The 12,881-nt window shown below is 33.3% G+C and carries 16 protein-coding genes and 4 tRNA genes; 8 read left to right on the plus strand and 12 right to left on the minus strand.

The features are described 5' to 3' along the window. Positions 1-594: 594 nt before the first annotated feature. Positions 595-669: transfer RNA gene (locus CM19_RS08730), tRNA-Val, on the minus strand. 784 nt (positions 670-1,453) lie between these two features. After that, entirely contained in the window at positions 1,454-1,612 is a 159-nt protein-coding gene (locus CM19_RS13100; protein WP_160164877.1) for a hypothetical protein, read from the minus strand. A 408-nt stretch (positions 1,613-2,020) separates the two neighbouring features. Here CM19_RS13100 and CM19_RS08735 point away from each other — a divergent pair. The 4 genes from CM19_RS08735 to speE all read left to right on the plus strand — a co-directional run bounded on the left by CM19_RS08735 (position 2,021) and on the right by speE (position 3,527). Beyond that, positions 2,021-2,109 (plus strand) — tRNA-Tyr (locus CM19_RS08735). A 76-nt stretch (positions 2,110-2,185) separates the two neighbouring features. After that, positions 2,186-2,413, plus strand: a complete 228-nt coding sequence (locus CM19_RS08740) for an LSM domain-containing protein (RefSeq protein ID WP_048100078.1) — start codon at positions 2,186-2,188, stop codon at positions 2,411-2,413. An 11-nt stretch (positions 2,414-2,424) separates the two neighbouring features. Further along, positions 2,425-2,610 (plus strand): 50S ribosomal protein L37e, encoded by a 186-nt coding sequence (locus tag CM19_RS12790; protein ID WP_081801253.1) that lies wholly within the window; start codon positions 2,425-2,427, stop codon positions 2,608-2,610. Continuing rightward, positions 2,571-3,527: a polyamine aminopropyltransferase gene (speE, locus tag CM19_RS08745; protein WP_048100079.1), complete on the plus strand. Its 957-nt coding sequence runs from the start codon at positions 2,571-2,573 to the stop codon at positions 3,525-3,527. The genes CM19_RS12790 and speE overlap by 40 nt, the downstream gene beginning before the upstream one ends. A 47-nt stretch (positions 3,528-3,574) precedes the next feature. Here speE and CM19_RS08750 read toward each other — a convergent pair. From CM19_RS08750 to CM19_RS08780, 7 genes are all read right to left on the minus strand, one after another. Further along, a tRNA-Leu gene (locus CM19_RS08750) sits at positions 3,575-3,659 on the minus strand. 34 nt (positions 3,660-3,693) lie between these two features. Further along, positions 3,694-3,799 (minus strand) — tRNA-Ser (locus CM19_RS08755). A gap of 83 nt (positions 3,800-3,882) precedes the next feature. Then, a complete protein-coding gene (locus tag CM19_RS08760) occupies positions 3,883-4,323 on the minus strand; it encodes a RecB-family nuclease (RefSeq protein ID WP_048100080.1) in 441 nt (146 codons plus the stop codon). Further along, positions 4,320-5,261, minus strand: a complete 942-nt coding sequence (locus CM19_RS08765; RefSeq protein WP_048100081.1) for a DNA cytosine methyltransferase — start codon at positions 5,259-5,261, stop codon at positions 4,320-4,322. The genes CM19_RS08760 and CM19_RS08765 overlap by 4 nt, the downstream gene beginning before the upstream one ends. After that, entirely contained in the window at positions 5,242-5,775 is a 534-nt protein-coding gene (locus CM19_RS08770; RefSeq protein WP_048100082.1) for a transcription factor, read from the minus strand. The genes CM19_RS08765 and CM19_RS08770 overlap by 20 nt, the downstream gene beginning before the upstream one ends. Before the next feature lie 52 nt (positions 5,776-5,827). Next, positions 5,828-6,916, minus strand: coding sequence for a GTPase (locus CM19_RS08775; RefSeq protein ID WP_048100083.1), 1,089 nt, complete (start codon positions 6,914-6,916; stop codon positions 5,828-5,830). Then, positions 6,913-7,440: a multiprotein bridging factor aMBF1 gene (locus CM19_RS08780; protein ID WP_235185660.1), complete on the minus strand. Its 528-nt coding sequence runs from the start codon at positions 7,438-7,440 to the stop codon at positions 6,913-6,915. Before CM19_RS08780 ends, CM19_RS08775 begins: the two co-directional genes overlap by 4 nt. Before the next feature lie 62 nt (positions 7,441-7,502). Between CM19_RS08780 and CM19_RS08785 the strand changes: the two genes are divergently transcribed. The 3 genes from CM19_RS08785 to CM19_RS08795 are packed head-to-tail and all read left to right on the plus strand — an operon-like array spanning position 7,503 to position 9,896. After that, complete coding sequence (locus tag CM19_RS08785; protein WP_048100085.1) at positions 7,503-8,687, plus strand: proteasome-activating nucleotidase; 1,185 nt, start codon at positions 7,503-7,505, stop codon at positions 8,685-8,687. After that, a complete protein-coding gene (locus CM19_RS08790) occupies positions 8,684-9,196 on the plus strand; it encodes a PUA domain-containing protein (RefSeq protein ID WP_081801254.1) in 513 nt (170 codons plus the stop codon). Before CM19_RS08785 ends, CM19_RS08790 begins: the two co-directional genes overlap by 4 nt. Then, positions 9,180-9,896, plus strand: coding sequence for a proteasome assembly chaperone family protein (locus tag CM19_RS08795; protein ID WP_048100086.1), 717 nt, complete (start codon positions 9,180-9,182; stop codon positions 9,894-9,896). Before CM19_RS08790 ends, CM19_RS08795 begins: the two co-directional genes overlap by 17 nt. On the opposite strand, the gene tgtA is transcribed toward CM19_RS08795, so the two are convergent. Continuing rightward, a complete protein-coding gene (gene tgtA, locus CM19_RS08800; RefSeq protein WP_048100087.1) occupies positions 9,870-11,375 on the minus strand; it encodes a tRNA guanosine(15) transglycosylase TgtA in 1,506 nt (501 codons plus the stop codon). The genes CM19_RS08795 and tgtA overlap by 27 nt on opposite strands. Position 11,376: 1 nt before the next feature. After that, positions 11,377-11,811 (minus strand): Lsm family RNA-binding protein, encoded by a 435-nt coding sequence (locus CM19_RS08805; RefSeq protein ID WP_048100088.1) that lies wholly within the window; start codon positions 11,809-11,811, stop codon positions 11,377-11,379. A 54-nt stretch (positions 11,812-11,865) separates the two neighbouring features. Between CM19_RS08805 and CM19_RS08810 the strand changes: the two genes are divergently transcribed. After that, on the plus strand, positions 11,866-12,243 hold the full coding sequence (locus CM19_RS08810; protein WP_048100089.1) for a DNA-directed RNA polymerase subunit G: 378 nt from the start codon (positions 11,866-11,868) through the stop codon (positions 12,241-12,243). Here CM19_RS08810 and psmB read toward each other — a convergent pair. Then, positions 12,233-12,823: an archaeal proteasome endopeptidase complex subunit beta gene (psmB, locus tag CM19_RS08815; RefSeq protein WP_048100090.1), complete on the minus strand. Its 591-nt coding sequence runs from the start codon at positions 12,821-12,823 to the stop codon at positions 12,233-12,235. The two genes, CM19_RS08810 and psmB, sit on opposite strands and share 11 nt — an antisense overlap. Positions 12,824-12,881 lie beyond the last annotated feature (58 nt).

Below are 12,881 nucleotides of genomic sequence, written 5' to 3' on the forward strand. Positions count from 1 at the left end.
ACGGTACTTATTATCATGTCCATAAAACTCTTAGGCTTCATCATGATCTGGGCTAACGCTTATAATCATATAATTCTATATTATTAGAATGGCTCAACTAGTTGAAATACTCAAATAATTAACAAAACTATTAATTTAACAAAGAGATACACTATATAATTAAGAGTAGATAGACTAAGCGGGTTTCACTCTTACGGGTTTAATAGATATGTATCTTCAGATCTATCATGAGTAGTAGTACTTGGAATTTACCGTATCATACAACTATCTTATAAATTCATTGAACTCTTCAAATCCTGTTATGATGCATATGTCCACAAGTCGTTCTATGTCTTCAACCAATCGGTTACTCTTATGGAGAATGCCGTAGTTAACAGTTTTTGCTTAGATCGTGAAATTTTTGCGTTACCATTTTTTTCCGGGAGTCTATATCATAAAAACAATGGTAATGTGAGTTCCAGAGGTGTGTAAGGTATATCTAAAAGAAGGAACGTAAAAGAATAAAAGGTTAATGAACTGCATATCCCAGTATCTCCCTTAATTGAGATTAACCTACAATTTTAACCAGATATGTATATATACCTATGCGTACTATGGGCCCGCTGGGATTTGAACCCAGGACCTCAGCCTTGTAAGGGCCGCATCCTAACCAGGCTAGACTACGGGCCCTCTATCTTAATAATATAAAATTGCATTTAAAGTTTCTCATTATCTCGCAATATGAAGTGAATTACCTCAACCTCTCGGTCGATCTTTCTACTTCATTGTTAACCTTTACCTTGGTTTTTGTCGAGGTAGAGAGGCTAACTCCACAGTACCTAGGTATAATTCCTACCTTGCGCGAAACACAACATTAAGCATGACTACAAAGTCACGGTCCGTTACTTAACCGCATTTTTCCACAGGCTAAAGTTCCTTAGAAAGAGGTATACTATCCTTATACATAAACACAAGGAGGACAAGTCCTTGAAGCATACGCGGGATTAACTAGTTTGAACTTCTTACCATTATATACCAAATACTGATGCCAACATATTTTTTCTAGTTTTCTTCAATTTAGGAAATTCATAGCCCTCAATAACCCAAATCACGAAGATCTTGTCAGCCGTTTTTAACTTCGCTATAATGCAAGAAACCTTGTTGGCTGGAAATTCTCGATACAGCCTTACTTCGAAGTCTCCTAGATGAGAGGTATGGGATTTTGAACTTCTTGTTTTTATTCTTTAGCTTCCAATAACTTTGTGAGTAAAGGAGAGAGTAGTACCTATCGTACTTTTTCCTTTGGGAAATTTGTTTCTCCCTCGAAAAACTTTTCTTTAATTCATAAAAACGGTCAGTAATAGCTTGAACTACTTAAGAATGAAGTTGTTGGTATTCTTTGTCTCGTTTCCGTAGATCTAGTGAGCTTGAGCTTTATGGACACTTATTGTCATGTCCATGAAACCCTTGGGCTTCACCACGTTCTGAGCCGAAGCTCATCATCACGATCCGCCCCATTAGCGGGATAACCCCACCCACAACCCAAGTCCCAGACCTCAGGATTGTGGGGAAACCCGCACATTCTTAGTTCCTCTTCACTCATTTGTAGTCCCTTCGACTCTACAATACTCATCTTTGGGACAAGTTATTTTTGCTTTTAAAATATAGGCATTTTGAAAGAGTGAAATGTGTAAAAATGTCACGATTTAACTGAAACTGCTTTTAAGGGCTTTCTATCTCTTTCATAAAAGTAAATTGATATCCACTGTAGCGTGTTATATACCTCTCACGCTAACTGGGCTTTTAACGCCTTCACTACTGAGTCGTCAGCATAAGATCTAAATCGGAAAACTATAGTGAAAACTGACTATTACATGAAAAGGGATTTCATATTTCTATAAGTAGGCTATTCATTCTCTCCTATGATGGTATTCTGCCCTATTAACCTCAGAGATAAAGAAGTATAGCTATTGCCATGAGTATAAAAGTAACTCTCAGAGATAACCTTATATTCTCTTAAAGCGCTAAAGATATCGTAAGACCCGCCGTAGCTCAGCCCGGTTTAGAGCGCCCGGCTGTAGATAGGTGGCGGTTACCGGGTGGTCCGGGGTTCAAGTCCCCGCGGCGGGACTCTTACATTTGATTCCTAATTAATTATACGATAGCTTTTAAATGGAAAGATAATTTATGAAAATGGTGTGTTATTTTGGCAGAGACAGCTCACAAGGTATTAACAGAATCTGTAGGTAGTTTAGTTCTAGTAAAACTAAAGGGTAACAAAGAAGTTAGAGGATATTTAAAGAGTTATGATCAACATATGAATTTAGTATTATCAGATTCAGAAGAAATACAGAGCGACGGAGCAGGGAAAAAAATAGGTACTATTGTAATAAGAGGAGATAATGTAATATTAATATCCCCTATACAATCATAGGTGAATATTAAATGAAAGGTACGCCGTCGTTCGGTAAAATGAATAAGGGAGCTACACATATAAGATGTAGAAGATGTGGCAGAAACGCGTTTAATGCAAGAGAAGGTTACTGTGCAGCTTGTGGATTTGGAAAATCGAGAAAAATAAGGCGATATAGTTGGCAGAACAAAAAGATAAACGGAATAAGGATAGTCTAACATTTAGCAATTTTGGATGGAGCTGGCATATAGAGTGGCAAGCTTCATCGGAATTTCATGGGCATCTTATAGACCATGTAATAGTTGATATAAAATCTCCATTTCAAAGAATTATGGTTGCAGAACTTTCAAGATTTGGAAAAACATTGATTATTGACGGCAAAATTCAGTCTACCGTTCAGGATGAATTTATATATCATGAAACTCTAGTTCATCCTTTATTACTAGGGTTAGATAAGATAGAGAAAGTTCTAATATTGGGTGGTGGAGAAGGTGCAACACTTAGAGAAGTTCTAAAATATAAAGATGTTAAGAGCGTGACCATGGTAGATATAGATAAATCTGTTATTGATTTTGCTAAGCAATATTTGCAAGAATGGCATCAAGGCGCTTTTGATGATAAGAGAACTAGACTAGTTATCTCAGATGCCTATAATTTCGTGAGAGATGAAAAAGAGATATATGACGCAATAATTTTAGATCTGACAGATCCAATTAAAGGTAACACTTCATATATGCTGTATACAGAAGAATTTTATCAACTTATTAAGTCTCGTCTATCTCCTGGAGGTGGAATGGTAACACAAGCTACTTCTCCCTCATTCTCTCTAGAGACTTTTACAGCGATATTTAACACGATTAGACAGGTATTCAAATTTGTTTCTGCATCTATAGTGCATATTCCATCTTTTGATGGATTATGGGGATTCGTATATGCCTCAGATAAAGGAAGTCCTACAATATTCGATAAGGATCAATTAGAGAAACGAATTAAGGAGAGAATAAATGGAGAATTACGTTTCTTCGATGGCGAAACTAATAATACTTTATTCAATATTCCCAAACATATAAGAAAAATAATGCAAAACGAGAAGAGAAAATCAACAATGGAAAACCCTATCTATGTACCTGCATAATTAAATTTTATTTTGTATATCATTTTTGTTTATTTTAAGAAATCTAATGCGGGGAGTGGGACTTGAACCCACGCAGGTCTTCACCAGCAGGGCCTGAACCTGCCCCCTTTGGCCAAGCTCGGGCATCCCCGCAAAGCTTTATACGATTTATGCAAAAAAACGTTTACGCCGGGGACGGGATTTGAACCCGTGTGTCCTTGGAGGACAGTGGGTCGCTCGTCTCGCTGGAATGGTCTCGAGCCCACCCCCTTGGTCCGCTCGGGCACCCCGGCATTTATTAGCTGTAAATATTATCTTGAACTTTATATATTTTAGTCTACTCTATAATATATCTCTATCTTAAGATAGTAATTTTTTATGATATAAAATTATATAATAGTATAGATAATAGAGCCACTGGAGGTATTTCTCTATTGAGCCTTGGAATTTTGGTTAAAGTTCCCATAGATTGTTCTATTCTTGAAAACCCACCTTCACTTCCAGAAAATACTATATAAATTAATGATTTATTTTCTATATTTTTTAAATTAAATTCCATTTCTGCAGACTGACTTATTAGGAATATCGAATCAGGTCGTATTACCTCTATTGCATCCTTTAGATCTGGAAGAATTATTAATGATTTTCCTTCTTTAAATGCTATTTTTCCAATTTCTGGAATACCAGATTGTGCAGCAGTGCCACTAACTCTAGTTATTACAATAGATTTTATATTGAAAGAAAATGCAGTTTTTACAAATTCAACTAATCTTTGTGAACTTGTTACATTATGGAGACCTATTAAAACATTACTCATAGTACACCTTTTATAAATGAGGCTATAGCGGTTGATAAGGCTACTGGAACCGCTTCTCCTACCTGATTATATTGTTCGTCCTTACTACCAATAAACACATGATCGTCGGGATAACTCATTAGTCTAGCTTGCTCTCTAACAGTGAGAAATCTATCACTGAAAGGATGAATAAACCTGGAATTACCAAGAACTGTAGGAGATAGATCAAATGGATCTAGTCTTATATATAATGGAATATTTCTTCTAGCTGCCTTATATGCAGTTAAATAGTCTCCTATACTTAACTTACTAATTTCGCTTAACCTTTTTTCAGTAGGTTCAATAATTTCATTATTAGGAATATCTGTTTTTTCATCTAAATCTCCTATAGCCTCAATAACAGTTGTCTTTTTACTTGTTTTTATAGGATAAATTTTTAAATTAGATATAAAAACTCTTAAACGTTTAGATGGATTACCAAAATCTTCTGCTTTGAGAAAATTAAAATAGATATTCTCGAATCCAGCTTTTCTAAATTCTTCCCTTAATATATATTCTAATTCTTTGTTTTCCACTATTGCAGGTACGTTTTCCATAACAAAAATTCTTGGTTTAATCTCACTTAATATGCGTACAAACTCGAGTGTAAGATTTCCTCTATTATCAAGATATAATCTTTCTAAAGGATCCTTTAATCTCTTAGAATTAGCGGCAGTAAAAGCTTCACAAGGTGGACTACCTATAACTATATCTATATCCCCTACATACTCAGAAATCTCATCTCCCGTAATGTACCTTATATCTTCTTCAAGAGCAATCGTATTAGGAAAATTTGTCGAATAAGTCCGAATCGCTGAATGATCAATATCTATTCCCATAACTAAATTAAAGCCTGAATTCCTAAAGCCTAAAGAGAAACCGCCAGCTCCACAGAATATATCAAGAACTTTTAACCCCATTTTTAGTTTCTTCTTTTATTTCTTGCTGCATCTCATTAATTTTTTTCTCTAGCACTTCCCTAATCTTTTTTGAATCATAATATACCAAAGAAGAGCCACACTTCGTACATTTAAATTCGTTTTCAAATGACTCCTCAAACGTATACTTGCTTTTATCTTTAGGACATATGTAGAATTCATTGTTTTCCTCGTATTCTAATCTTAGCTTTAATTTTCCTAAAACTTCCCTTTTTCTGGTTAACAGGACTTCATTTATCTGATCCGTATTAACCTTCCAGTAATATACATACCATCCTGTATCCTTATCTCTGGTTCTTCTATAACTTACTAACCCTTGATCAGCAAGCAGGTATAACTTTTTCCTAACCTCATTAACTTTAACTCCCATTTCATTTGCCATTTCATCATCTGTCATCTCTGCTCCCTTGTCTAAAAGAAATTGAAGAACTTCTACTACTTCATCACCAAGCAAATTCTTCGCTAGATCTAGAACAATCTTATCCGGATCGCTCAAATTAGTATCCCATATATATGTTAGATTCAAGTTTATTATATGTTATGTTTTCCTAGCCATTTAGATGAAAATTTAATTTTTGTTCGTTAATTAATGACTTTAATTCCATCTTTAATTTATCTATATTATACTTAGTTAAAGTAGATGTTGGGATAACATCAATTATAGGATAATAAAGCTCATCTGATATCTTTTTAATTAAATTAAGTTTCGAATCAATGAGTTCTTTATTGTTTAATTTATCTGATTTGTTAGCAACAACTATAATTGGTTTTCCTGAAATTCCTAATTCTCTTAAAATATCAAATGAGGACTTTAGCATATCCATAATTATCGTATCCTCAATTGAAATATCTATTATCATCAAAATTCCGGTAGCATATTTTATTTCAGATAAAGTAACAAAAAATGCATCAATAATTTGTGGTGGAATGCCTCGAATAAATCCAACTGTATCAATGAGCATTATACCAAGGTGATCTACTTTAATTTTATATTTCTTTGGAGTAATTGTAGTAAACATTGATGAGTCAACTTTTTGATTAAGACTTGTCAACGCATTAAAAATGGATGTCTTTCCAGCATTAGTATATCCAGCTATAGCTATAGAAGGTATATCTGTGCTACGGTTAAGCATTTGCTCACGATTCTTCTTAATATTTTCTAACTGTCTCGATATTTTAGCTATCTTTCTATGATATAACCTCAATATTGATTCTACGCCATAAACTCCTGCACCTAATAATCCCTGTTGTTCATTTATTTTAAATTTAGTATAAATATCCTTTATTATAGGAAGTTCATATTTTAACTTTGCTAATTCAATTTGTAATTGAGCCTCTTTTGAGCCTGCATGAAGGGCAAATATTTCAAGGAGTAAGAGTAACTTATCAAGAATCTTTTTATCCCTCAAATCTTTTTGTAAATTAATAAAATGTCTAGGTTTTAGAAGGTCAAATATTATAATAGTATCAATTTCATTTTGTTCTTTAATTTTCGCTATTCTGTCTTCTTGAATATAATATCTAGGATTTGGACGTTTTGGAAGTCTTAGGATCGATACTATTTCATAACCAGCGGTTTCCGCTAAAGTAGATGCTTCGTCTAAAAAATCATCAGATACAAATAATACAGCTTTCACTTTTTACCATCTCTAATATTTACAATATCTCCAAGTGTTAGTTCGAAATCTGAGCTTTCTGAACTTACGTTCTTCTCGTCTGTGTTTTCAAGGTTTATAATAAGTTTTATGGATAAAATTCGCTCAAGAAGTTTAGCCTGTTCAAGAGTAGGCTTTAGCTTACCTTGTTCTATTCTTTTTATAATGCTCTCAGACGTTTTCAGTTTTTCTGCTAGCTGTTTTGTAGTCATACCCTTATTTTCTCTGGCTGATCTAATAACTGAACTATAGTCTGATATAATTTCAAAATCAATTATATCTTTTCTTTTTTCTGAATTAGTAGATTTTTGTTTAGAGACATTTACTCTTTTTTGAGAAGGGGTTGAATTCAGACTGGCTGGTTTAGAGGCCTTTCTTATCCTAGAATAACATAAACTACATACAGTTATTGTACTTCCCTCATATACTACTGTTACTCCTTTTCCAACAATCGGATTACCACACATATCACAGTATAGTTGTATACTATTTTTTTGATTGGCCACATGTATTAGGTGGTGACAAACATTTTTAGCTTATCTAAACAAGAAAAGAGTTGGGTTTTAAGTTGTCTGGAGAGCTTGACTTACCTAGAGATAGGTATAGTTCTGATAATTATGAACAGATCATTAGAATTTTAGAAGAAAAATTAACTAGTTTGCAGGCAGAAACTGAAAGCCTTAGAAAAGAACTTAATTATTACAAGTCAGAATTAGAGAAATTACTTAGCCCTCCATTAGTGGAAGCTACAATTTTAGATATAATAGATAATGAACATGTAATTGTTAAGAGTACGTCTGGTCCAAATCTTGTAGTAACAGTAAGCAATGAGATTAATACTAAAACACTAGAAGTAGGTCAATTAGTTGCACTAAATCAACGAGGTTCTACAATAGTTAAAGTGCTTCCAAATAGAGAGGAGCCTTTCGTAAAATCTATGGAGATTATAGAGAGACCGGATGTGAAATATACTGAGATTGGAGGATTATCACAGCAAATACATGAAATAAGAGAAGTAATAGAACTGCCTTTAAAGGAACCAGAATTATTCAGAGAAATGGGAATACAGCCTCCAAAAGGAGTTTTACTTTATGGACCTCCTGGGACTGGGAAAACTCTACTTGCAAAAGCAGTAGCGTCAGAAAGTAATGCTACGTTTATTCATATAGTGGCATCAGAATTTGCTCAAAAGTTTGTAGGCGAAGGAGCTAGAGTTGTTAGAGAAGTCTTTGAACTAGCTAGAGAGAAAAGCCCATCAATAGTTTTTATCGATGAAATTGATGCAATAGGTGCTAAAAGGGTAGATTTAGGTACTAGTGGGGAAAGAGAAATTCAAAGAACAATGATGCAACTATTAGCGGAATTAGATGGATTCCAGCCCCTTGATAATGTAAAAATAATTGCTGCGACGAACAGGATAGATATACTTGATCCTGCACTATTAAGGCCAGGTAGATTTGATAGAATAATAGAAATATCGCTACCTAATTTTGAAGGACGTAAGGACATATTTAATATATATCTATCCAAGATGAAAGTCGCTATTGACGAGATAGACTTAGATTACCTCTCAAGGCAAACTGATGGATTAAGTGGAGCTGATATAAAGAATATATGCACTGAAGCAGGATATTTTGCAATTAGAAATAATGAGAGAGAAATACACATGAGGCATTTTATCGCAGCAATAAACAAGATAAAAGGCAATAAAAAACAGGGAGAGTATAAGGATAGAGAAGAGAAATACACATGAGAGAATATTTAACTATACCACATAAAATTTCAGATATAGAGAGGAAATATATAGCAGAAATTTTAGCCTATCAGTTCGATAGAGAACTGGTAGATCCATTTCTTGAGAATATTTTTTATATACAAAATTCAATCAATACGAATAGAATAAGAAATGTATTAAATAGCGAAATGAACCTCTTTTTAGTTTTAAGAGCACAAGACAACTTGTTCTCATTAACGTTACTATCAGGTGAGATATTAAGACGATATACAAAACCAGTTAAATACAGGATAATTGTTCCAAAAGATATTGGCGAAGCTATAATGACTGGAGGTAATGTTTTCGCTAAACATGTAATCAATATAGATAAAAGTTTGAGATATGGCGATCAGGCGATCGTTGTTGATAATGACGATAAACTTATTGCTATAGGAAAACTAAGACTCTCAGGAGAGGAAATAATGGAATATAAAAGGGGGATAGCCTTAAGTGTTAAGGAGAGGGTTAAATATGAGAATAATACTTAAGGGCATAAGTAGTGCTGAACTAAGTAGTTCCACATTTATAACTGGATTTAGAACATTAGGTGAAGTTGGATATCTAGCACCTAGATATATAGTTTTGAAAAGAAATATGAAAAGAATAGGATTTATTACTACTAAATACCTTAGAGATGTTACCTTTCTAGATGAATATGGAATAGCTACTCCTTTTGACTTATTTTACGATAAAGAAAAGAAAGTAATAGTTCTTCTAAATCATATCCTTCCATATCAAAAAGAGTGGAATTCTTTCGCTAGAGATATTACAAGATGGATTAATGCTATGCATATACAAAACGTTTTGCTAATAGGTGGTTTAGACAAAAGGTATAGACAAGGAACAGAACCACTAAAATGGTTCAAAACATCATCTTCCAAAATTGAATTACAATATCCAACTCTAGAGAAACAACTAATTGTAGTTGGCCCATTAGCGCTATTTGTTATTCATTCTGAAGTTAATGACGTACCTGCTACTACAATTTTACCGTATGCTGATAAAGATAGAATAGATCCAGCTGCAGCAGCCGAAGCTGTAAACGCGTTAAATCAATTATTAGATCTTCAAATAGATGCATCGGAACTATATGAAGATGCGAGAAAGCTAGAGGAAGAGTTAAAGAAACAATTAGAAAGTATTCAAAAAGAAATGGAAAGACTAGGAACTGATAGACATTATATGTAACTTCGAATTTTCACACATTTCTAGGATTACTTTTCTATATTTTTTTGTCTTTGATATTATATCGTTTATTAAATTGGATGTCTCTATATATACATAATTCGGCACGTTTGTAGGTTTTTCGAACTGTGAAAGAGGAAATGATTCAGAAAGTGTTACCGGAATTAGACCGTAATATGGAAATGCTATAAACACATCTGCTGAGTTGGAATACTTAACTAGAATATCTTTTATAAACTCATTTGATATAAAAGGAGGCTCTAAAAAATCTCCACAAATAATTACCGCCATATCACTTGATTGCTTATATTTTCTCATATACTGATGGTATCTTACAATTTCTGGACGTATCATGGAGTATTGATCAAAAAGAAAAATTCCTTTTACTTCTCCCTTTACTCTTGGATCGTATTTCTCTAAATATAAAGAATATTTCAATAAATTCTGGAAAGCAGAATAAACTGCTGGATGAGAAAACGCCTTTTCTTGAAGATATTCGAAAAGTCTACCTTCTTTTATTGCTAATTTTGTTTCTTTTATTTCCTCTAATATTTTATATAAGTTATGTAATGATAAAAGCCTAGTTTGTTCATCTTCATCCATCTCCATTAATTCTTTAGGGGTATATTTAGTACATACTGGACAACTGCACGGGAAGTACTCTAAATCTTCTATTTTATACGTTCTATTTCTAGTAAGATATCGTCCATCTCTAGCATAAAGTATATATGAAGCCGAATCAAAGCTGTCTATACCCATAGCGACAGCAAAAGGTATTATATGAGGAACACCTCCTCCAAAGAGATGAAGAGGTTTACCTCTACTAATATTAGCTCTTGCAGCAAAGATCATGTCTATTAATAAATCATAGTTATATTTTTCCATAATTACAGTAGGACTACCTAAGGCTAACATAGAAAATTCCTCAAGTGAATTGGCCTTTTTTGCAGAATACTCGATTAGATCTAAAAACTTCCCTCCTTGTATAGGATGAACCCAAAGAGTATCCTTATTGTCTAGTTCTCGTATTAAATTCGCTGCTTCTTCGCCTCTTTTCATAGTAATTTCAACTGTTCGGAGAGCTTCATGTTTATTTTCTACATCGCCCGTAGGAACGTCCAAAAATACACCAATATCAGCTTTTATCTTAGATTGATATTTTATTATTTCAGAATTAGTAATGTTTACATTTCCATATTGTAAAATTTGATAACCTCCTGAGTCCATCATGACGATTATATCATTATCTAACCTGAGATCTTTATGAATTGTGTCTTTTATATAATCTCTTTTTTTAAGTATAAATGCATTAGTAATTATATTTTTTATTCCAGTATTCAGAATATCATTTATGCTAAGATCATTACGAAGTGGATTTATGACAGGGAAAAATGCAGGTGTCTCAAGTTTTCCATGTGCAGTAGTAAGATATCCTATTCTTCCAGCTAAATCCTCATCCTTTACTTCGAAATCTCCTATCATATCAACTTCGCTTCTTCTTCTTAGCTATATAGTCATCAAAAATATCGTTTATCCTTTGAGCTAGAGGCCCTCTTCCCTCTACACCATTTTCAGAGACTTTGATATTATCTAAGATTGTAATGAAACCCGCTTCTTCATAAAGCTTTATATCTCCAGTTCTCAGGTTAAGAGACTTTTCTAGAAGAGAAGCAAATTCTCTTACATCAAATAATGGAGGAGATTTAACAAGTATTTCAGATATTATATCTCCGTTAATAATTACCTTATAAAAGAGATTATTTTCACTATCTTTTGCATTATTTAATGCTATAATAAGAGGAGATATTTCAAAACTAGATAACTCCCCAGTATACGTTCTATTATTAACAAGTTTAACTATTATGGTCTTATCTACTAAAGAGTTTAGATCAACGGAAACTCTGTGCTGAAGACTCATATTCAATCCCCATAAGATTAATATATAAGGCCTTAAATATTAAACCGAAAAATCGTGCAAGACCTTAACTCTACTGAAATTTGTAAAGTAGAAGATATAGATAGAGGAGCGTTAAGAGAACTTTATGTAGTGAAATTTGTGTGTGATAACGGGAGAAAAATAACTATGGATATAGTTAATCAAATAAATATATTTTCAAAGAATAATAAATATGATATCATAATTTCAAAGAATAAGCCAGAGTTTACACAGAAAGACTTCTGTGGACATGGGTATATAGTTACACAAAAATCAACAGAAGGAAAATATGTTACAATCATCTCGCTATATGGATTGCTAATAAGAATAGAATCAGACAAAAATTTCCTTGAAGAAAAGAACCTAACTATAACAGATCATATATATTTCTGCGCAAAAAATGCTAATACTTAATAAATTCTGTAGTGGACTTTCCAGTTTTATCTATAACTAGTACATCTATTCCATCGCCTGAAGTTATATCTCTTTCTATAGATGCTCTAACTGATTTAATTCCTATCTCCTTAGCTTTATCAAGTGAAAGTTTATCATTATATTCAGCTTCAAGAACACCGATGGCAACTCTAGCTCCTGAGCCTACTGCAGCATATGTATCATCTAGAAGAGAACCTAAAGGATCTAATACATAGAGCTGTGGATTCCCATCATCAATACCACCAAATAGAATCTCAGATATAAATGGCATATACTTGTACTGGTAAAGAATAACTGATAACAATTTTGCTGCAGCTTTAGTAGATATAGGTCTTTGATTGTAGAGCTCATAGTACTTTATTTCTGCATTCATGATCCTTATAAGAGCCTGTAAATCCCCAAAGAGTCCGGCTCCAGCTATACCAAATCTCGATATAGGATAAACCTTCTTAGCTGACTTGCTGAGTACATAACCGCCATAACTTAACCTTCTTTCAGAAACTAAAACTACTCCATCACTTACTTTAACTCCTACTGCAGTTGCGGGTAATTCTTCCATATAGTATCGTTTACATTAGAGCTTTAAGACTTATATTATTTCCTCAAAAATACCTTGA

Source organism: Candidatus Acidianus copahuensis (genome assembly GCF_000632495.1).
GTDB classification, from domain to species: Archaea; Thermoproteota; Thermoprotei_A; order Sulfolobales; family Sulfolobaceae; genus Acidianus; species Acidianus copahuensis.